Annotated in this window: 22 protein-coding genes and 2 tRNA genes; 13 read left to right on the top strand and 11 right to left on the bottom strand. The window is 71.7% G+C overall.

The window, feature by feature from the left end; all coding sequences use genetic code 11:
* Positions 1 to 52: 52 nt before the first annotated feature.
* From FHR77_RS08500 to orn, 4 genes are all read right to left on the bottom strand, one after another.
* On the bottom strand, positions 53 to 370 hold the full coding sequence (locus tag FHR77_RS08500; RefSeq protein ID WP_167261230.1) for a metallopeptidase family protein: 318 nt from the start codon (positions 368 to 370) through the stop codon (positions 53 to 55).
* Between the two features lie 94 nt (positions 371 to 464).
* A complete protein-coding gene (locus FHR77_RS08495) occupies positions 465 to 740 on the bottom strand; it encodes a hypothetical protein (RefSeq protein ID WP_167259689.1) in 276 nt (91 codons plus the stop codon).
* A 373-nt stretch (positions 741 to 1,113) separates the two neighbouring features.
* Positions 1,114 to 1,186: transfer RNA gene (locus FHR77_RS08490), tRNA-His, on the bottom strand.
* Between the two features lie 40 nt (positions 1,187 to 1,226).
* Entirely contained in the window at positions 1,227 to 1,847 is a 621-nt protein-coding gene (orn, locus tag FHR77_RS08485) for an oligoribonuclease (RefSeq protein ID WP_167259688.1), read from the bottom strand.
* Positions 1,848 to 1,951: 104 nt separating this feature from the next.
* On the opposite strand from orn, the gene FHR77_RS08480 reads away from it, so the two are divergent.
* The 3 genes from FHR77_RS08480 (at position 1,952) to FHR77_RS08470 (ending at position 2,672) form a co-directional block, all read left to right on the top strand.
* On the top strand, positions 1,952 to 2,248 hold the full coding sequence (locus FHR77_RS08480; protein WP_167259687.1) for an oligoribonuclease: 297 nt from the start codon (positions 1,952 to 1,954) through the stop codon (positions 2,246 to 2,248).
* 65 nt (positions 2,249 to 2,313) lie between these two features.
* On the top strand, positions 2,314 to 2,574 hold the full coding sequence (locus FHR77_RS08475) for a thioredoxin family protein (RefSeq protein ID WP_167259686.1): 261 nt from the start codon (positions 2,314 to 2,316) through the stop codon (positions 2,572 to 2,574).
* 25 nt (positions 2,575 to 2,599) lie between these two features.
* A tRNA-Arg gene (locus FHR77_RS08470) sits at positions 2,600 to 2,672 on the top strand.
* Between the two features lie 213 nt (positions 2,673 to 2,885).
* Here the strand turns inward: FHR77_RS08470 and FHR77_RS08465 are convergent.
* From FHR77_RS08465 to FHR77_RS08455, 3 genes are all read right to left on the bottom strand, one after another.
* A complete protein-coding gene (locus FHR77_RS08465) occupies positions 2,886 to 3,752 on the bottom strand; it encodes a hypothetical protein (protein ID WP_167259685.1) in 867 nt (288 codons plus the stop codon).
* Between the two features lie 60 nt (positions 3,753 to 3,812).
* Positions 3,813 to 4,103, bottom strand: a complete 291-nt coding sequence (locus FHR77_RS08460) for a hypothetical protein (protein WP_082514516.1) — start codon at positions 4,101 to 4,103, stop codon at positions 3,813 to 3,815.
* 185 nt (positions 4,104 to 4,288) lie between these two features.
* Entirely contained in the window at positions 4,289 to 5,308 is a 1,020-nt protein-coding gene (locus FHR77_RS08455; protein ID WP_167259684.1) for an aldo/keto reductase, read from the bottom strand.
* A gap of 96 nt (positions 5,309 to 5,404) precedes the next feature.
* Here FHR77_RS08455 and msrA point away from each other — a divergent pair, with 96 nt between their 5' ends.
* The 6 genes from msrA (at position 5,405) to FHR77_RS08425 (ending at position 9,752) form a co-directional block, all read left to right on the top strand.
* Entirely contained in the window at positions 5,405 to 5,932 is a 528-nt protein-coding gene (gene msrA / locus FHR77_RS08450; RefSeq protein WP_167259683.1) for a peptide-methionine (S)-S-oxide reductase MsrA, read from the top strand.
* 49 nt (positions 5,933 to 5,981) lie between these two features.
* Complete coding sequence (locus FHR77_RS08445; RefSeq protein ID WP_056056473.1) at positions 5,982 to 6,212, top strand: hypothetical protein; 231 nt, start codon at positions 5,982 to 5,984, stop codon at positions 6,210 to 6,212.
* 113 nt (positions 6,213 to 6,325) lie between these two features.
* On the top strand, positions 6,326 to 6,916 hold the full coding sequence (locus tag FHR77_RS08440) for a single-stranded DNA-binding protein (protein ID WP_167259682.1): 591 nt from the start codon (positions 6,326 to 6,328) through the stop codon (positions 6,914 to 6,916).
* Positions 6,917 to 7,026: 110 nt separating this feature from the next.
* A complete protein-coding gene (locus FHR77_RS08435) occupies positions 7,027 to 7,491 on the top strand; it encodes a DUF6993 domain-containing protein (RefSeq protein WP_167259681.1) in 465 nt (154 codons plus the stop codon).
* Between the two features lie 100 nt (positions 7,492 to 7,591).
* Positions 7,592 to 9,277: an energy-dependent translational throttle protein EttA gene (gene ettA / locus FHR77_RS08430; RefSeq protein WP_056056470.1), complete on the top strand. Its 1,686-nt coding sequence runs from the start codon at positions 7,592 to 7,594 to the stop codon at positions 9,275 to 9,277.
* A gap of 1 nt (position 9,278) precedes the next feature.
* Positions 9,279 to 9,752, top strand: a complete 474-nt coding sequence (locus FHR77_RS08425; RefSeq protein WP_056056469.1) for an acyl-CoA thioesterase — start codon at positions 9,279 to 9,281, stop codon at positions 9,750 to 9,752.
* 59 nt (positions 9,753 to 9,811) lie between these two features.
* Here FHR77_RS08425 and FHR77_RS08420 read toward each other — a convergent pair whose 3' ends face one another.
* The gene (locus FHR77_RS08420) at positions 9,812 to 10,702 is read right to left on the bottom strand and encodes an acyl-CoA thioesterase (protein ID WP_208380758.1); all 891 of its coding nucleotides are present in this window, start codon (positions 10,700 to 10,702) and stop codon (positions 9,812 to 9,814) included.
* A gap of 21 nt (positions 10,703 to 10,723) precedes the next feature.
* Between FHR77_RS08420 and FHR77_RS08415 the strand changes: the two genes are divergently transcribed.
* The gene (locus tag FHR77_RS08415; protein WP_167259680.1) at positions 10,724 to 11,395 is read left to right on the top strand and encodes a DUF8185 domain-containing protein; all 672 of its coding nucleotides are present in this window, start codon (positions 10,724 to 10,726) and stop codon (positions 11,393 to 11,395) included.
* An 82-nt stretch (positions 11,396 to 11,477) separates the two neighbouring features.
* Here FHR77_RS08415 and FHR77_RS08410 read toward each other — a convergent pair whose 3' ends face one another.
* From FHR77_RS08410 to pepN, 3 genes are all read right to left on the bottom strand, one after another.
* Entirely contained in the window at positions 11,478 to 12,017 is a 540-nt protein-coding gene (locus FHR77_RS08410; RefSeq protein WP_167259679.1) for a globin, read from the bottom strand.
* Positions 12,014 to 13,024, bottom strand: coding sequence for a mechanosensitive ion channel family protein (locus tag FHR77_RS08405; protein ID WP_243861629.1), 1,011 nt, complete (start codon positions 13,022 to 13,024; stop codon positions 12,014 to 12,016). Before FHR77_RS08405 ends, FHR77_RS08410 begins: the two co-directional genes overlap by 4 nt.
* 120 nt (positions 13,025 to 13,144) lie before the next feature.
* Positions 13,145 to 15,685: an aminopeptidase N gene (gene pepN / locus FHR77_RS08400; RefSeq protein WP_167259678.1), complete on the bottom strand. Its 2,541-nt coding sequence runs from the start codon at positions 15,683 to 15,685 to the stop codon at positions 13,145 to 13,147.
* 133 nt (positions 15,686 to 15,818) lie between these two features.
* On the opposite strand from pepN, the gene FHR77_RS08395 reads away from it, so the two are divergent.
* Genes FHR77_RS08395 through FHR77_RS08385 form a run of 3 tightly spaced genes read left to right on the top strand, consistent with a single transcriptional unit; the run spans position 15,819 to position 17,936 of the window.
* Positions 15,819 to 16,445, top strand: a complete 627-nt coding sequence (locus FHR77_RS08395) for a mycothiol-dependent nitroreductase Rv2466c family protein (RefSeq protein WP_056056464.1) — start codon at positions 15,819 to 15,821, stop codon at positions 16,443 to 16,445.
* 21 nt (positions 16,446 to 16,466) lie between these two features.
* Positions 16,467 to 16,952, top strand: a complete 486-nt coding sequence (locus FHR77_RS08390; protein ID WP_167259677.1) for a ribose-5-phosphate isomerase — start codon at positions 16,467 to 16,469, stop codon at positions 16,950 to 16,952.
* Between the two features lie 9 nt (positions 16,953 to 16,961).
* The gene (locus tag FHR77_RS08385; protein ID WP_167259676.1) at positions 16,962 to 17,936 is read left to right on the top strand and encodes an Fpg/Nei family DNA glycosylase; all 975 of its coding nucleotides are present in this window, start codon (positions 16,962 to 16,964) and stop codon (positions 17,934 to 17,936) included.
* The last annotated feature ends 8 nt before the right edge of the window (positions 17,937 to 17,944 follow it).

Raw genomic sequence — 17,944 nt, 5'->3', positions numbered from 1 at the left:
CCGGGGCCCTCGCAGCGCGTCAGGGCCCCGATCGAGGCACGGGGAGGCGCCGCTAGGCCCAGCCGAGCTGGTGCAGCTGGTCGTCGTCGATGCCGTAGAAGTGGGCGATCTCGTGCACGAGCGTGACGTGGATCTCGTCGCGCAGATCGTCGACGTGGTCGACGGCGGCGAGGTGGGGCTCGCGGTAGAGGACGATGCGGTCGGGCAGTTCGCCGAAGCCGTAGCTGCCGCGTTCGGTGAGGGCGACGCCGTCGTAGAGGCCGAGCAGGTCGAGCGTGCCGTCCTCCGGGCGGTCCTCGGTGACGAAGACGACGTTGTCGAGGCCGTCGACCATGTCGTCGGGCAGGAGGTCGAGCTCGGCGACGACCATGTCGTCGAACTGCTCGGCGCTCACCTCGGCTGGGTCGATGCCGGCTGCTCGGTCGTCGCTCACCCGCTCAGGCTCCCACACCCAGCCTGAGCCCTCAGTCGACTGCCAGTGGATCGGGTGGGTGCGTCGCCGCCCGCTCCAGCCGCATCCGGTGCACCGCCTGCCGTGCCCCCTTGCCGATGCCCCACACGATGAACGAGATGCCCAGGATCGGCCCGAAGAAGATCATGCCGGTGCCGCGCCCGTCCCATCCCCAGTAGCTGTACGCCAGGTACGACCCGACCCCGAGCGCGATGAAGGCGACGCCCGCCACGACGAGCCCCCACCACGACGCCGGCGCCTCGCGCCCGGCACCCCCCGCGTCTCTCACCCCTCAGTCCTACCGGCCCCGCCCCCATGCCGTCCATCGGACACCACCCGTGACCGACCCGTCCGCCCAGGCACCTTTCGTGACCGACCCGCCCGCCCAGCCATCGACGACGTCTCAGATGCGCTCGCGCATATGAGACGAAACAAGCACGGAACCCAAAAAAGGCCCTGCCTCGTAGGGCAGGACCTTTCCATTTGGCGTCTCAGATGCGCTCGCGCATCTGAGACCAAACAAGCACGGAACCCAAAAAAGGCCCTGCCTCGCAGGGCAGGGCCTTCCCATTTGGCGTCCCAGATGCGCACGCGCATCTGGGACCAAACAAGCACGGAACCCAAAAAAGGCCCTGCCTCGTAGGGCAGGGCCTTCCTACTTGGGTGAGTAACGGGGCTTGAACCCGCGGCCTCCTAGACCACAACCAGGCGCTCTACCAGCTGAGCTATACCCACCATGTGCGGCCGCCGGAGCGATCGCAACGAGAAGACTCTACTACAGCCGGGAGGCCCATTCGTCCACGACGGCCTTGGAGATCGCTTGGACGTCCTCCGTCGTGGGCCCGGGGTCGGCGACGAAGCCGGCACGGCGGTAGTACTCGAGTTCGCGGATGGACTCGAGGATGTCGGCGAGGGCCCGGTGGCCACCGTGCTTCTGCGGGGCGTTGAAGTAGACGCGGGGGAACCAGCGGCGGGCGAGCTCCTTGATGGAGGAGACGTCGACGCTGCGGTAGTGCAGGTGACCGTCGACCCGCGGCATGTACTTGGCGAGGAAGGCGCGGTCGGTGCCGATCGTGTTGCCGGCCAGCGGCGCGTGCTGCTCGGTGGGCACGTACTTGAGGATGTACTCGAGCACCTCGTACTCGGCCTCGGCCAGGCTGACGCCGCCCGGGATCTCCTCGAGCAGGCCCGACGAGGTGTGCATGTCGGTGACGAACTCGTTCATGTTGTCGAGCGCCGACTGGTCGGGCTTGATCACGATCGTGAAGCCGGGGTGCACGGGCGTGAGGTCGAAGTCGGTGACGACGACGGCCACCTCGACCAGCTCGTCGACCGCGATGTCGAGCCCGGTCATCTCGCAGTCGATCCAGACCAGCCGGTCGTTCGTGGAAGCCATGCCGCCACTCTAGCGTCGGGGGCCGACACGCTCGGGCTCGGGCGCCGCCCCGGAGGCGCGACCTACCTGGGCGCTCGGTCCGCGCCTCCTGGTAGAAGGGTGGCATGACAGACAGCAAGCCCACCGTGGCCGAGGGATCCGAGTACGTCGTCTTCTTCGAGGGCGGCCCGAGCGACGGCAGCACCGACACCCGCACCAGCTTCGACGGCTCCTACGAGGACGAGATCGTCGACTACGTGCTCGTCGAGGGCATCGAGACCGGCTTCGTGTACAAGGTGCGCGAGGCGAAGATGAACGGCGAGCAGCTGCAGGTGCACTACAAGCTCGACGAGGCCGACAGCGACCCGGTCGACTCCCTCGAGAACCGTGGCGACCGCACCGACGAGTTCGGCACCTTCTGACGCCACGGCGGTCGGACGAGGAGGCGCGGGGAACATCTCCCCGCGCCTCCTCGTTGTACGGGGGCATGAAGGTCGAGCTGTACACGTCCGCGTTCTGCGGCCCCTGCCACGCGGCCCGCGCCGTCGTGGCCGAGGCGTCGGCCCTGGTGCCGCTGCTCGAGGTGGACGAGGCCGACGTCGTCGCACGGCCCGACGAGGCGGAGGCCCGCGACGTCCGCAGCACCCCGACGATCGTGGTGCTCGACCGGGCCGGCACCGAGGTGTTCCGTGCCGCGGGGGTGCCGCGGCTCGACCAGCTGCTCGGCGCGCTCGCCCTGGCCGTCTGAGCGGGCACGGTATCGTGGGGCCCACGCCCTCGTAGCTCAGCGGATAGAGCAGGAGCCTTCTAATCTCTTGGTCGCAGGTTCGATCCCTGCCGAGGGCACCGTGACGAGTTGCCCTGCCGAGGGCACCGCGACAGGCTCTTCGTGGTGCTTCTCATCTCTTGGTCGCAGGTTCGATCCCTGCCGAGGGCACCGTGACGAGTTGCCCTGCCGAGGGCACCGCGACAGGCTCTTCGTGGTGCTTCTCATCTCCCGGTCGCAGGTTCGATCCCTGCCGAGGGCACCGTTGGTCGTCGCCCTGCCGAGGGCACCCGCTACGCGTCGGGCGTCGTCCGGTCGCGGACCTGCGCGGCGCTGACCGGGTCGCCGTAGCGGTCGGTGTCGTCGTCTCCCTCGTCGGACGAGTCGCGCTGAGCGGGCATCGCCTCCGTGGGGGCCGACTCCCGGGGCCGGACGGGCTCGTGACGGGCCGGCGACGTGGGTCGGAAGGCAGCGTGCTCGTCGGTCAGCGGCGTGGGCGCCGTCGGCGTCCGTCGCTCCGGCACGAACGGCGTGACCTCGACGGGCTCGTCCGCGCGGCGGGCGGGGGCAGAGGCGCCTGAGCCCGAGGCCGGTGCCGCCTTCTGCGCGTCGCGCTCGGCCTTCCAGTCGCGCTGACGCTGCTCGGCCTCGGTCGCCTGCTCGGCGTCCTCGTAGCGCCACCGCTCCAGGTCCGCCCTGAAGAGCTTCTTGGCCCGCGACGGGCGGCTCTGCCAGTCGAGCAGGCGGTCGCGGAACTCCGCCAGCGACTGCTCGGGCTGGTGGCTGTAGCTGGCGGAGTCACGCTTGATCTCGCCGAGCTGGTGCTCGGCCCACGAGGCGGCCAGGCCTGAGCCGGTCACGGGCAGGAGGCGCAGACGCACCTCCGCCTCCTGGGCGAGGTGGTCGGTGAAGGTGCGCTCCTCAGCCCCGAGCGAGCTCCACGTCGCTGCCTTGCGCGACGCCGCGACGATGCCCGCGATCGCCGAGGCCTTGGCCTCGTCGTCGTGCAGGCGGACGACGCGCTTCAGGGCGGCCCTCCCGATCAGGGCGGCGACGGCGCCGGCGACGAGGATCGCCACGAACGGCACCACCGCCTCGGAGACGACGCGCCACCCGTCGTCGCTCTGGACCCACCGGACGAGACTGTTCCACCACTGCATGCGCGAACTCTACAGCCGAGGTCGAAGGTTGCCGGGGCCCGGTCGCGGGCGAGCCGCGGCTCAGGCGAACCGGAAGCAGTCGGTCGCGTCGCTGCGGCTCCAGAAGTCGCCGATCTCGACGAAGCGCCGCTGACGGGCCAGGAACCTCTTCGCCCGCCACCGGTCGCCCTGCGGGTCGTCGTGCCTCTCGACGTAGCCGAGCACCTCGCCCGAGGCCGTCGTGACGCGGGAGAGGTCGTCGCGCACCTGGACGAGGCGCAGGCCCCCGCGGGTCTCGGCGAGCGGGAGGTGCTGCGTCGCCGGACGCGTCGCCGGGGGCGTGAGGAGGGTGGTCGCGGAGGTGCTGGTCATGAGGTGCTCCTGAGGTCATCCGGCCGATGCTGTCGAGAACACGGCTGACGCTACGAGCTGCCACCGACATCGCCTCGACCCGGAGGCGGGAGCCCGACGACGGCGCCGGAGACGGCAGGAGGGGCGGACCCGACCGGGCCCGCCCCTCCTCCGACGACGAGCCCGTCAGGCCCGCGTCCGCTCCGTCAGCGACCCGTGCCGTCGACGGCGAACGGCTCGATGGCCGCGATCTCGTCGTCGGTCAGCTCGGCCCCGTGCAGCGCGTCGAGGCTGTCGTCGAGCTGGGCGACCGACGACGCACCGATCAGGGCGCTCGTGACGGCGGGCTGACGGAGCACCCAGGTCAGCGCGAGCTGGGCGAGCGACTGGCCCCGCGCCTCCGCGATGTCGTTCAGGCCCCGGACGCGCTCGAGGTAGGTCTCGCTCAGGGCGTCCTCGGTGAACCAGCGGCCCTCGGCCGCCCGCGACCCGGCCGGCGCCTTGCCCGAGAGGTAGCGGTTCGTGAGGAGGCCGCCGGCGAGCGGCGAGAACACGATCGAGCCCACGCCGTTGTCGAGCAGGGTCTCGAAGAGCCCCTGCTCGGGCTTCCGGTCGAACATGTTGTAGCGCGGCTGGTGGATCAGCAGGGGCACGCCCTCGTCGGCCAGGGCGTCGATCGCCGCCTGCGTCTGCTCCGGGCCGTAGTTCGAGATGCCGGCGTAGAGCGCCTTGCCCTGGTGCACGGCGGTCGCGAGGGCCCCCATCGTCTCCTCGATCGGCGTCTCGGGGTCGGGGCGGTGCGAGTAGAAGACGTCGACGTAGTCGAGGCCCGTGCGCTCCAGGCTGGCCTCGAGCGAGTTCAGCAGGTACTTGCGCGATCCGCCGTCGCCGTAGGGGCCGGGGCGCATGTCGTAGCCCGCCTTCGACGAGACGACGAGCTCGTCGCGGTAGGGCCCGAGGTTCGCGGCCACGATGCGCCCGAACTGCTCCTCGGCCGAGCCGTAGGGCGGGCCGTAGTTGTTGGCCAGGTCGAAGTGGGTGACGCCGCGGTCGAACGCGCGGAGGACGATGTCGCGCTGCGTCTCGAGGGCACGGTCGGTGCCGAAGTTGTTCCAGAGCCCGAGCGAGATGCGGGGCAGCTTGAGCCCGCTGCGACCGGTGCGGACGTAGTCCAGCTTCGAGTACCGCTCGTCGTCGGCGACGTAGGGGGTGAAGGGAGATCTCATGACCTCACCCTAGGGCCGGGCCCCGCCCGCGGGCCCGAGCGATCGGGGGACGGCGCCCCCTGGTCGATCGCGGGTCGGCGGAGTACCGTGCGCCCCATGACGACGTTCGTCCTGGCCGGTGGCTGCTTCTGGTGCCTCGACGCGGTGTACCGCGCGCTGGACGGGGTCACGGAGGTCGTCTCCGGCTACACGGGCGGCTCGTCGCCCGACCCCACGTACGACGAGGTCGTCACGGGCTCGACGGGGCACGCGGAGTCCGTGCGCGTCGCCTTCGACCCCGCCGTGCTGCCGGCCGACGTCGTGCTCGACGTGTTCTACACGGTGCACGACCCTCGTCAGCTCGACCGCCAGGGCGCCGACGTCGGGTCGCAGTACCGGTCGGCGACGTTCGCGGCCGACGAGGCCCAGCGCGAGCTGTTCGAGCGCGCCCGCGAGCGGGCCGACGCGACCTGGGGCGGCGGGGTCGTCACGACCGTCGAGCCGCTCGGCCGCTTCTGGCCCGCCGAGGAGGAGCACCAGGACTTCGCGGAGAAGAACCCCGGCCAGGGGTACTGCGTGGCGGTGGCGCGGCCGAAGGTCATCGCCGTCCGCCGCGCCTACGCCCGGTACGCCCTGGCCACCTGACCCGCCCTGCACGCCGTGCGGGGCGCCACCGAGAGAAGGGTGCTCGACGATGAGCGACCACATGACCACCGACCGGGTCGAGCTGACCGGGCAGTCCTGGCTGGCCCTCGGGCCCGCCGGAGCCGTCGGCTCCGTCCACCGCACGAGCCACGGCTTCACCGTGCGCCTCGCCGGCCGCGACGAGTTCAGCGGGGAGTACCCCACGCTCGCCGTCGCGAAGAGCGCGCTGTTCGCCGCGCTCGGGCCCGGGGCCGAGTACCCGGAGTTCCGCGAGCACTAGCCGTCGGGGGAGCCCTCGCCGGCCGTCCCTCCCCGGGGCGGCCCGGGCCCGCGTCGTCCCCAGGGAGGCGCGGGCCCGGCCGAGGGGCCGCCCGCCCTCGCGAGACTCCCGGCATGACAGACACCATCACCCTCACCGGCATCGTCGCCACCGACCCCCGCCTCGTCACGACCGAGGCCGGGCTCGACATCACGAGCTTCCGCCTCGCGTGCACGCAGCGCCGCTTCGACCGGGCGCGTGACGCCTGGGTCGACGGCGACACGAACTGGTACACCGTCACGGCCTTCCGGGCGCTCGCCGCCAACGTGGGCGCCTCCGTGCACAAAGGCGAGCGGCTCGTCGTCACGGGCCGCCTCCGCATCCGCCCCTGGGAGACGAGCGACAGGTCGGGCACGACCGTCGAGGTCGACGCCGACGCGGTCGGCCACGACCTGCGCTGGGGCCGGTCCTCCTGGAGCAGGGCCCTCGCCTCCGCGACGCCCGCGGGAGGCGCGGCGGGCGACGCGCCGGCCCCTGCCGACCCCGAGGCGGTCGCCGGGGGCACCGCGGCCCCCGGCTGGGCGTCCGCCGCCGCCCCGCGCCCCGACGAGTCGTCGGCCGGCGGGGACGCCGACGGCGAGGGCGAGCCCCTCGTCCCGGCCGGGGTCGGAGCGGGTGCGAGCACGTCGGACCCGGCTGAGGGCGGCGGCGAGCCTCCGTTCTAGCGCGGGCCGCGGGCGACGCCGAACCGTGCCGCCGGGGGCCCGCGCCACCGGCGACCGCTACGATCGGTCGAGTCCGACCCGGCCCGGGTCACCGGCCAGAAAGGTGCTCCGTGAGCCGATCGCGACCCGTCGCCCTCCGACTGGCTGCCGTGGCCCTCCTGGCGGCGGCCCTCACCGGCTGCACCACGGAGGCGCCGGCCCCCGCGCCGACGACATCGCCCGCCGCGTCCGCCGAGCCCTCCGCCGACCCGACGATCACCCCCGACTCGACGAGTGACGAGGCCTACGCGTACTTCGACCTCGTGGCTCGCGGGCACGTCGACGCCGGTGGCCCGAAGGACGGCCGCGCGATGGTCGACACCCTCGTGGCGGCCGGCTTCGACAAGGCGGCGATGGAGGTCACCTCCGACTCCACGTCCATCGGCCGGGCCGCCGACTCCGTGCAGTTCTCCGTGCTCTGGGGCAGCGACTGCCTCATCGGCCAGACGAGCGGCGCGGGCTACAGCAGCCAGCTCGCCCCGGTGCTCGGCAACGGCAGCTGCCTCGTGGGCACCACGCGCGCCATCGACTGGTGACGACCCGCGCCTCCGCCCTCCGGCCCCCGACGGGGCCGACCCTCGAACTCCTCCCATCCCGCCCCCGGCGCCCCACGGCGCGACCCGTAGACTGGACACCATGGCCGAATACATTTACTCGATGGTCCGTGCCCGCAAGGCGGTCGGCGACAAGCTGATCCTCGACGACGTCACGATGTCCTTCATCCCCGGCGCCAAGATCGGCGTCGTCGGCCCCAACGGAGCCGGCAAGTCGACGATCCTCAAGATCATGGCGGGGCTCGACACCCCCAGCAACGGCGAGGCGAAGCTCTCGCCCGGCTACACCGTCGGCATCCTCATGCAGGAGCCCGAGCTCGACGAGACCAAGACGGTGCTCGAGAACGTGCAGGAGGGCGTCGGCCCGATCAAGCAGAAGCTCGACCGGTTCAACGAGGTCTCGGCCGCGATGGCCGAGCCCGACGCCGACTTCGACGCCCTGCTCGCCGAGATGGGCTCCCTCCAGGAGGACATCGACGCCGCCGACGCGTGGGATCTCGACTCCCAGCTCGAGCAGGCGATGTCGGCCCTCCGCACGCCCCCGGGCGACGCCGAGGTCGCGAACCTCTCCGGCGGTGAGAAGCGCCGCGTCGCCCTCTGCAAGCTCCTGCTGCAGAAGCCCGACCTGCTGCTCCTCGACGAGCCCACCAACCACCTCGACGCCGAGAGCGTGCTCTGGCTCGAGCAGCACCTCAGCAAGTACCCCGGCGCCGTGCTCGCCGTGACCCACGACCGGTACTTCCTCGACCACGTCGCCGAGTGGATCGCCGAGGTCGACCGCGGTCGCCTCTACCCCTACGAGGGCAACTACTCGACGTACCTCGAGAAGAAGGGCGAGCGCCTCCAGGTCCAGGGCAAGAAGGACGCCAAGCTGGCCAAGCGCCTCGCCTCCGAGCTCGAGTGGGTGCGCAGCAACGCCAAGGGCCGCCAGGCGAAGTCCAAGGCCCGCCTCGCCCGCTACGAGGAGATGGCGAGCGAGGCCGAGCGCACGAGGGTCCTCGACTTCGAGGAGATCGTGATCCCCGTGGGGCCGCGCCTCGGCTCGCAGGTCATCGACGCGAAGAAGCTGCACAAGCAGTTCGGCGAGCGCGTGCTGATCGACGACCTCACCTTCACGCTGCCCCGCAACGGCATCGTCGGCGTCATCGGCCCCAACGGCGTCGGCAAGACGACCCTGTTCAAGACGATCGTCGGCCTCGAGCCGCTCGACGGCGGCGACCTGCGCGTCGGCGAGACCGTCGACATCTCGTACGTCGACCAGAGCCGTGGCGGCATCGACCCGAACAAGAACCTCTGGGAGGTCGTCTCCGAGGGGCACGACTACATCCAGGTCGGCAAGACGGAGATCCCCTCGCGGGCCTACGTCTCGCAGTTCGGCTTCAAGGGGCCCGACCAGCAGAAGAAGGCCGGCGTCCTCTCCGGCGGTGAGCGCAACCGCCTCAACCTGGCGCTGACCCTCAAGCAGGGCGGCAACCTGCTGCTGCTCGACGAGCCCACCAACGACCTCGACGTCGAGACGCTCGGCAGCCTCGAGAACGCCCTGCTCGAGTTCCCCGGCTGCGCCGTGGTCATCACCCACGACCGGTGGTTCCTCGACCGGATCGCCACGCACATACTCGCGTGGGAGGGCCTGAACGACGACGGCACCCCCAACTGGTACTGGTTCGAGGGCAACTTCGAGTCGTACGAGGAGAACAAGATCGAGCGTCTCGGCGCCGACGCGGCGAAGCCCAGCTCCGCCACGTACCGCAAGCTGACGCGCGACTGAGATGACCCGCCTGCACGTGCCGACCCGGGTCCGGTGGAGCGACCTCGACGGGTACCGGCACGTGAACAACGCGTCGATGCTGCGCCTCCTGGAGGAGGCGCGCATCGACGCGTTCTGGTCTCCCGACGGCACCATCGACGAGCTGTCGAGCGCCGCCGTGCTCGACGGCCGGCCCGACGCGGCGACGATGACGCTCATCGCCCGCCAGGAGCTCGAGTACCTCGTGCCGATCCCGTACCTGCGGGCGCCGCTCGACGTCCAGCTCTGGGTCGGCCGGCTCGGGGGCGCCAGCCTCGAGGTCTGCTACGAGGTCTGGTCGCCCGTCGGCGTCGAGCCGGCTCAGCTCTTCACGCGCGCGGCGACCACCATCGTGCTCGTCGACTCGGCGACGAACCGGCCGAGGCGCATCTCCGACGTCGAGCGGGAGGCCTGGTCGCCGTACCTGGAGGAGCCCCTCAGCTTCCGGCGACGCTGATCCCTGGCGGGCACAGATCCCCGGGGGCGCTGAGCCCTGACGCCTTCCCGACCCGGAGGTCAGGCCTCCGGCGCCACCTGACGGCGGGGCACGCGGACCATGCCCTCCTGGGCGACGCTCGCGACGAGCCGCCCGGCACGGTCGTAGATGCGGCCCAGGGCGAGCCCCCGGCCGCCGATCGCGTTCGGCGACTCCTGCACGTAGAGCAGCCACTCGTCGACGCGCGCCTCGCGGTGCCACCACATCGCGTGGTCGAGGCTCGCGGCCTTGAGGCCCGGCGTGACCATGGCGACGCCGTGGCGCCGGTAGATCGACTCGAGGATGGAGTAGTCGCTCGCGTACAGCAGGGCCGCGCGGTGCAGGTCGGCGTCGTCGGGCATCGGCGCCGTGGCGCGCAGCCACACGGCCTGGTGCGCCACCCGGGCGCCGTCGACACGGAAGTAGACCGGCGAGGGCACGTGCCGCATGTCGAAGGGGCGGTCGTTCGCCCAGGCCTGGGCGATGGGGTGGTCGACGACGGAGAGCAGCTCGGAGTCGCTGGGCACGTCGTCGGGGCCCGGCAGCCCCTCCGGCATGTCGACCTGGTGGTCGAGGCCGTCGTCGGGGGTCTGGAACGACGCGATCATCGACAGGATGGGCACGCCGTCCTGGCTCGCCTGGGTGCGCCGGGTCGCGAACGACCGACCGTCGTGGATGCGGTCGACCGAGAACGTGATGGGGATCGTGAGGTCGCCCGGGCGCAGGAAGTACGCGTGCAGCGAGTGCACGGGGCGCTCCGGCCCGATGGTGCGCTGGGCGGCCACGAGCGACTGGGCCATGACCTGACCGCCGAAGACCCGACCCAGGGGCTCGGGCTGCGACGTGCCCGTGAAGACGTCCTGGCCGTCGACCGAGCCGGCCGGCGCGAGGTCGAGGGTCGAGAGGAGGCTCTGCAGGGGAGAGGCGGTCATCCGATGTAGTTTAGGGGGCCGATGAGCCGTACATTCACCCTCCCAGACTCCCTGTCCCTGAGCGACCTCGCGACCTTCCTGGGGCGCGCCGCCCGCGTGGAGGACGGCTCGGTCCGGCTGATCGCCGGCGACGGCGTGCTCGCCGTGTACGTCGCGGTCTTCTACCCCTCGGGGCTGCTCGACCAGAGCCCGACCGTGCTGGGGCTGCGCACCTTCCAGCTCGTCGACCGGCCGAGCTTCGACGCGGTGGTGCCGGTGCGGTCGCTGACCGAGCGCCTCGTGCGACTCCAGAACGACGTCGTCGACCCCACGGCCGCGGTGACGGCGACGCTCCCCGTCGAGGTGAACACGGTCACCTGGGCGGCCATCTCGCCGCCGCGCGGCGGGTGGAGCCGGCTGGAGCCCGCCGACGAGACGCAGCTGCGCGAGACCGCGACGGCCGGCATCGACGAGGTCGCGACGGCCCTCGGGTCGGAGACGGGCGAACAGATCGTCACCCGCGTGCGCTCGGAGGTGTGGTCGCGCCCCGTCCCCGGCGCGGAGCACCTGCCCGCCGCTGCGGCCTTCGCCGCGCTCAGCCTGGGCTTCCTCGGCGACGACGAGCCCGTATCCGTGCTCGAGACCGGCCCGTGGACCCGCGTCACGACGAGCCGAGGCCACGTGCTCGTCAAGCGCCGCGGCGGCCTGCTCTAGCCGCACCCTCACCCGCAGCCGCGGGCGGAGCACGGCATCGGCGCCGGGGCCGGCGCAGGTCCGGTCGGTCGGACGTCAGTCGTCAGCGGTCGCCCGGCGCGGGCATCGCGTTCACCATGGCGTGGGCGGCCCGGTCGAGGTACGCCCACAGTGTCGCGTCGTGGAGGGGCGGGAGCTGCAGCTCGTCGACCGCGGCGCGCATGTGGTGCAGCCACCGGTCACGCGCCTCCGGCGTGATCGTGAACGGCATGTGCCGCATCCGCAGCCGGGGATGGCCGCGTTCGTCGCTGTACGTCGTCGGGCCGCCCCAGTACTGCTCGAGGAAGCCGGTGAGGCGCTGGATCGCGCCCTCGAGGTCGTGCTCCGGGTACATCGGCCAGAGCAGCTCGTCGGTGCGGACGCCCTCGTAGAAGTGGCGCACGAGCCGCTCGAAGGTGGCCCGCCCGCCGATCTGCTCCCAGAAGACGCCCTGCGCGGCGTCGTCGCCGAGCCCGCGGCGCAGCGTGACCGGCTGTGCCGGGCCGGGGGGCTGAGCCTGGTCGCGGGGCTGCGCCGGGCCGCCGGCCTCCTGCGCCGCACCGTCACCGGCGGACCGAGGTGTGAGGGGGATGCCGCCGCTCATCGCCGACGCCCCCGGGGAGTCGGCTGGTGCGGCGTCGGGACGGTGTGCGGCGGCTTGGAGCCCTGCACCGAGGAGGCGCTGTCGAAGCCGGTGAGGACGACGCTGGTCAGCGACGGGAGCGTGATGCCCATCGCGTCGGTGGCCGCCTTGAGCCGCGCGCGCAGCTCGCGGTCGACGGTGTCGCGGTCGGCCGAGCGCGTCTTGACGACGATGCGGATGACGACGTGCTCGTCGGAGATCGACTGGATGCCCCACACCTCGGGCAGGTCGATCACCGAGCGCTTCCACTTCGGGGTCGCCGCCAGCTCGTTCGCGCTCGCGAGCATGGCGTCCTGCACGGCGTCGACGTCGGCGTCGTAGGGGACGGCGAGGTCGACGACGACGCGGCTCCACCCCTGCGACATGTTGCCGACCCGCAGGATCTCGCCGTTGCGGACGAACCAGAGCACTCCGTTCACGTCGCGCACCTGGGTGACGCGGATGCCCACGGCCTCGACCACGCCCACGGCCGGGCCGACGTCGACGACGTCGCCGACCCCGAGCTGGTCCTCCGCGACCATGAAGATGCCGTTCAGCAGGTCCTTCACGATGTTCTGGGCGCCGAACGCGAGGCCGGCGCCGACGACGCTCGCCGCGCCGACGATCGCCACGACGTCGAAGTCGAGCTCGCCGAGCACGAGCACCAGGGCGACCGCCGAGATGACGACGGTCACGACGTTGTTCAGCACGCTGCCGAGGGTGCGCGTGCGCTGCACCACCCGCACCGCCGCGAGGGGCGAGGCGACGAGCGCCTGCGTGTCGTCGACGTTCTGCTTGCGCTTGATGCCCGAGACGACCTGGTCGACCACGCGTCGGATCGCGAAGTGCAGCACGATCCGCAGCAGCACGGCGATCAGCAGGATGGCGGCGATGCGGATCGGCACGCCCCACATCGCCCAGAAGGCGTCCCAGTCGAAGTCGACGGGAGCGTCGGGAGCGGTGGCCGCGGCGAGGAGGAGAGTCTGCATCATCGCCGACGATCTAAGCACGCCCGTCCGACGTCGGCCGAGTGCGGCCTGGACGCACGGACGGCGGACCGTGTGAGCAGGGTCCGCCGTCCGTCGGGTGGCCGCGAGCGACCGGTGCGGCTAGGAGGCGTCGGCCGCCTGGGCGCGCAGGGCACGCTCGACGCCGGAGACGCTCTCGCTCACGATGCGGCGCAGGGCCGGCACGCCCGGGTTCGCCTCGAGCCACGCACGGCTGCTGTCGACCAGGGCCTGGTCGGCCAGGGGCGACGGGTAGAGCCCGGAGACCAGCGTGTCGGCGATGTGGTAGCTCCGCGACTCCCAGATCGTCGTCAGGGCGGCGAAGTACGGCTCGACGAGCGGCTGCAGGATCGCGGGGTCGTTCGTGTGGACGAAGCCCTGGGCGGTCGCGCGCACGATGGCGTTCGGCTGCTCCGAGCTCTCGACGATCGACCTGAACGCGGCCAGCTTGCCCTCCGTGGTGGGGATGGTCGCCCGGGCACGAGCGGCTGCCTGGGCGCCGTTGGCCGTGTTGTCGGCCTCGAGCGCGGCGTCGATCTCGGCCGTGCCCGCGGCGCCGACGAGCACGAGGCCCTCGAGCAGCTCCCAGCGCAGGTCGGTGTCGACGGTGAGGCCGTCGAGCGCCACGGAGCCGTCCGTGAGGCCCTGCAGCGTCGCCGCGTGCTCCGGCGTCGACGCGATGCCGGCGAACGCCTTGACGAACTGGAACTGCGCGTCCGAGCCGGCCTCGGCCCGCTGCGCCAGCGCCCAGAGGCCGTCGCCGACCTCCGTGACGGTGGAGGCGCGGGTCGAGGGGTCGACGTACGCCCGCGCCGTCTGCGCCAGCTGGGCCAGCGTCGTGCGGATCGTCGTCGACTCGGTCTCGGTCGCGATGTTGTCGAGCACGAGGCGCACGTAGTCCCGCGGCGCGGTCTCGGCGTCGCGCGTGGCGTCCCAGACGGAGCCCCAGACGAGGGCACGGGCCAGCGGGTCGCTGATCTGCGCCAGGTGCTCCAGGGCGGTGGCCAGCGAGGCCTCGTCGAGGCGGATCTTGGCGTAGGCCAGGTCGTCGTCGTTCACGAGCACCAGCGCTCCGCGGTGCTGGCCGACGAGCTCGGGGACCTCGGTGCGGGTGCCGTCGACGTCGATCTCGACCCGGTGCCGACGCACGAGGGCGTCGCCGTCGAGGTCGTAGAGGCCGATCGCCAGACGGTGCGGGCGGATCGTCGGGTAGTCGGCGGGCGCCTCCTGCAGGACGGCGAACGCCGTGACGACGCCGTCGGCGTCGGTCTCGATCTCGGGGCGGAGGGTGTTGACGCCCGCCGTCTCGAGCCACTTCTCGCTCCAGCTGGTGAGCTCGCGGCCCGAGGTGGCCTCGAGCTCGACGAGCAGGTCGCTCAGCTCGGTGTTCGAGTGGTGGTGCTTCTGGAAGTACGCGGCGACGCCGGCGTAGAACGCGTCGATGCCGACCCAGGCGACGAGCTGCTTCAGCACCGAGCCGCCCTTGGCGTAGGTGATGCCGTCGAAGTTGACCTGGACGTCCTCGAGGTCGTTGATGGTCGCGACGACGGGGTGCGTGGACGGGAGCTGGTCCTGGCGGTAGGCCCAGCTCTTCTCCATCGCCTGGAAGGTCGTCCAGGCCTCGGTCCACTCGGTGGCCTCGGCCGTCGAGATCGTGGAGGCCCACTCGGCGAACGACTCGTTCAGCCAGAGGTCGTTCCACCACTTCATCGTGACGAGGTCGCCGAACCACATGTGGGCGAGCTCGTGCAGGATCGTGACGACCCGGCGCTCCTTGATGGCGTCGGTCACCTTGCTGCGGAAGACGTAGGTCTCGACGAACGTCACGGCGCCCGCGTTCTCCATCGCGCCGGCGTTGAACTCCGGCACGAAGAGCTGGTCGTACTTCTCGAACGGGTAGGCGTACCGGAACTTCTCCTCGTAGTAGGCGAAGCCCTGTCGCGTCTTCTCGAAGATGTAGTCCGCGTCGAGGTGCTCGGTCAGCGACCGGCGCGTGAAGATGCCGAGCGGGATGGTCCGGCCGTCGGAGCTGGTGAGCTCGCTGCGCACGACGTCGTAGGGGCCCGCGATGACGGCGGTGATGTAGCTCGAGAGCACCGGGGTGGGGGAGAAGGCCCAGGTGGCGACGTCACCGTCGACGGCGGGCTCGGGGGTCGGCTGGTTGCTCACGACCTCCCAGCGGGCCGGCGCGGTGACGGTGAACTGGAACGTCGCCTTGAGGTCGGGCTGCTCGAACACCGCGAAGACGCGGCGGCTGTCGGGCACCTCGAACTGCGAGTACAGGTAGACCTCGCCGTCGACGGGGTCGACGAAGCGGTGCAGGCCCTCGCCCGTGTTCGTGTACTCGGCGTCGGCGACGACGACGAGCTCGTTCTCGGCTGTGAGGTCGGAGAGCTGGATCCGCACGCCGTCGTTCACCGCGGCCACGTCGAGCGCCGCGCCGTTGAGCGTGACCGAGTGCACGGTGCGCGTCAGCGCGTCGATGAAGGTCGAGGCACCGGGCGTCGCGGTGAAGCGCACGGTCGTCGAGCTGCCGAAGACCTCGGCACCCCGCGTGAGGTCGAGCTCGATCTCGTACGACTGAACGTCGACGACGCTCCTGCGCTCCTGCGCCTCGACTCGGGTCAGGTTCTCTCCGGGCACGCTTGCTCCATCCGTCTTCAGGTGTCCATGGCGGACTCGTGGTCCGCCGACGAGCCTAGACCTGGGGCCCGCGGCCCGGCGGGCGCCGCCGGCCCCGGAGGTGCGCCCTCCGGCACAGGTGTTGACTGGGCGCATGACCGACACCGTCGCCCCCGCCCCCCACACCACCGTCGACTTCTGGTTCGACCCGTCCTGCCCCTGGGCCTGGATGACGAGCCGCTGGGTCGACGAGGTCGCCGCGCACCGCGACCTCGACGTCACCTTCCACGTCATGAGCCTCGCGGTGCTGAACGAGGACGCCGACGTGAGCGACGAGTACCGCTCGATGTTCGCCCGGATGCTCCGCTACACGCGCCTCGTGACGGCGGCGGGCGAGCTCCACGGCCAGCAGGTGGTCAAGCCCCTCTACGACGCGCTCGGCACGCGCATCCACCCGGGCGGCGAGACCGACGCCGACGTCGTCATCCCCGCGGCGCTCGCCGAGGTGGGCCTCCCCGCCGACCTCGCCCGGCACGCCGACACCGACGAGTTCGACGAGCAGATGCGCGCCAGCCACTTCGACGGCATCGGCCGCGTCGGGCAGGACGTCGGCACGCCCGTCATCGCGGTGAACGGCACGGCGTTCTTCGGCCCGGTCATCTCGCCCGCCCCGAAGGGCGAGGTCGCGCTCACCTTGTGGGACGGCGTCGTCGCGGCGGCCTCGTACCCCGGCTTCTTCGAGATCAAGCGGACCCGCACCGTCGGTCCGATCTTCGACTGACGCCGTCCTAGGATCGAGGTCATGCGCATCCACGTCGCGACCGATCACGCCGGTCTCGAGTTCAGCACCACGGTCATCGAGCACCTGAGCCGGGCCGGCCACGACGTCACCGACCACGGGCCGACGAGCTACGAGCCCCTCGACGACTACCCCTCGTTCTGCATCGCCGCGGCCCGCGCCGTCGTCCGCGACCAGCGGGCGGGGCACGAGGCCCTCGGCGTCGTCTTCGGCGGGTCGGGCAACGGCGAGCAGATCGCCGCGAACAAGGTCGAGGGCGTCCGGGCCGCGCTGGTCTGGAACGACTCCACGGCGAAGCTGGCGCGTCAGCACAACGACGCCAACGTCATCGCCATCGGTGCGCGCCAGCACACCGAGGCCGAGGCCCTGGCCTTCATCGACGCCTTCGTGGCCGAGCCGTTCACGCACGACGAGCGGCACGTACGCCGCATCGCCCAGCTCGCGGAGTACGAGACGACCGGGGCCATCGCCGGCCACCCGGTCGACTAGGGGCGACGCGTGCCCGAGGGCCACTCCGTCCACCGCATCGCCAACCAGTTCGCCCAGACCTTCGTCGGCCACCGCGTCGCGGTGAGCTCGCCCCAGGGCCGCTTCGCCGAGGGGGCCGGGCAGCTCGACGGCGCGACGATGGTCGACGCCAAGGCGGTCGGCAAGCAGATGTTCCTCGAGTTCGACAACGGGCTCTGGCTGCACGTGCACCTCGGCCTCTACGGTGCCTGGGACTTCGCGGGCGACATCGCGACCGGCGCCTCCATGGCGGAGTCGCGCACGCGTCGCTCCGTCACGCGCAGGGCCGAGAACGCCCCCGACGACGACGGCGAGCACTCCATGGCGAGCATCGGAGCGCCCCGGCGCAGCCGCGTGCGCATGGCCGAGCAGGAGAAGGCGGAGGACGACATCGAGTCGTTCCCGCCCGAGCCCGTCGGTCAGGTGCGCGTGCGCTTGCTGAGCGAGACCGCGGTCGGCGACCTGCGAGGGCCGACCAAGTGCGAGGTGCTCGACGACGAGGGCGTCGACGCCGCCGTCGCGAAGCTCGGCCCCGACCCGCTGGTCGACTCCCCGAAGAAGGGCAGCGACCGGTTCGTCACGACGGTGCGGAAGAAGCGCACGCCGATCGGCCTGCTGCTGATGGACCAGAGCGTCGTGAGCGGCATCGGCAACATCTACCGGGCCGAGCTGCTCTTCCGCGCCCGTCTCGACCCGCACACCCCCGGCAACCAGGTGCCGGAGGACGTCCTCAAGGCGCTCTACAAGGACTGGACGAAGCTGCTGAAGAGCGGCGTCGAGCTGGGCCAGATGATGACGATGGACGGCCTGACGAAGGCGCAGCACGCGAAGGCGCTGCGCAGCCGGGCCGACCGCCACTGGGTCTACCACCGCGAGGGGCTGCCCTGCCGGGTCTGCGGCACGAACGTCGTGATGGAGATGGCCGCGGGGCGCAAGCTCTACTGGTGCCCGGTCGACCAGGTCTGACAGGCTCG

The organism is Frigoribacterium endophyticum (genome assembly GCF_011759585.1).
GTDB lineage: Bacteria > Actinomycetota > Actinomycetes > Actinomycetales > Microbacteriaceae > Frigoribacterium > Frigoribacterium endophyticum.
The sequence above is the reverse complement of the archived record's forward strand: the minus strand, read 5'-3'. Positions and strand labels throughout refer to the sequence as shown.

Bases quoted from the DNA above. Each gene is read 5' to 3' on its own strand.
- FHR77_RS08500 (WP_167261230.1), bottom strand. From the start codon at position 370: ATGGTCGTCGCCGAGCTCGACCTCCTGCCCGACGACATGGTCGACGGC.
- orn (WP_167259688.1), bottom strand. From the start codon at position 1,847: ATGGCTTCCACGAACGACCGGCTGGTCTGGATCGACTGCGAGATGACC.
- FHR77_RS08480 (WP_167259687.1), top strand. From the start codon at position 1,952: ATGACAGACAGCAAGCCCACCGTGGCCGAGGGATCCGAGTACGTCGTC.
- FHR77_RS08475 (WP_167259686.1), top strand. From the start codon at position 2,314: ATGAAGGTCGAGCTGTACACGTCCGCGTTCTGCGGCCCCTGCCACGCG.
- FHR77_RS08465 (WP_167259685.1), bottom strand. From the start codon at position 3,752: ATGCAGTGGTGGAACAGTCTCGTCCGGTGGGTCCAGAGCGACGACGGG.
- FHR77_RS08460 (WP_082514516.1), bottom strand. From the start codon at position 4,103: ATGACCAGCACCTCCGCGACCACCCTCCTCACGCCCCCGGCGACGCGT.
- FHR77_RS08455 (WP_167259684.1), bottom strand. From the start codon at position 5,308: ATGAGATCTCCCTTCACCCCCTACGTCGCCGACGACGAGCGGTACTCG.
- msrA (WP_167259683.1), top strand. From the start codon at position 5,405: ATGACGACGTTCGTCCTGGCCGGTGGCTGCTTCTGGTGCCTCGACGCG.
- FHR77_RS08445 (WP_056056473.1), top strand. From the start codon at position 5,982: ATGAGCGACCACATGACCACCGACCGGGTCGAGCTGACCGGGCAGTCC.
- FHR77_RS08440 (WP_167259682.1), top strand. From the start codon at position 6,326: ATGACAGACACCATCACCCTCACCGGCATCGTCGCCACCGACCCCCGC.
- ettA (WP_056056470.1), top strand. From the start codon at position 7,592: ATGGCCGAATACATTTACTCGATGGTCCGTGCCCGCAAGGCGGTCGGC.
- FHR77_RS08425 (WP_056056469.1), top strand. From the start codon at position 9,279: ATGACCCGCCTGCACGTGCCGACCCGGGTCCGGTGGAGCGACCTCGAC.
- FHR77_RS08420 (WP_208380758.1), bottom strand. From the start codon at position 10,702: ATGACCGCCTCTCCCCTGCAGAGCCTCCTCTCGACCCTCGACCTCGCG.
- FHR77_RS08415 (WP_167259680.1), top strand. From the start codon at position 10,724: ATGAGCCGTACATTCACCCTCCCAGACTCCCTGTCCCTGAGCGACCTC.
- FHR77_RS08410 (WP_167259679.1), bottom strand. From the start codon at position 12,017: ATGAGCGGCGGCATCCCCCTCACACCTCGGTCCGCCGGTGACGGTGCG.
- FHR77_RS08405 (WP_243861629.1), bottom strand. From the start codon at position 13,024: ATGCAGACTCTCCTCCTCGCCGCGGCCACCGCTCCCGACGCTCCCGTC.
- FHR77_RS08395 (WP_056056464.1), top strand. From the start codon at position 15,819: ATGACCGACACCGTCGCCCCCGCCCCCCACACCACCGTCGACTTCTGG.
- FHR77_RS08390 (WP_167259677.1), top strand. From the start codon at position 16,467: ATGCGCATCCACGTCGCGACCGATCACGCCGGTCTCGAGTTCAGCACC.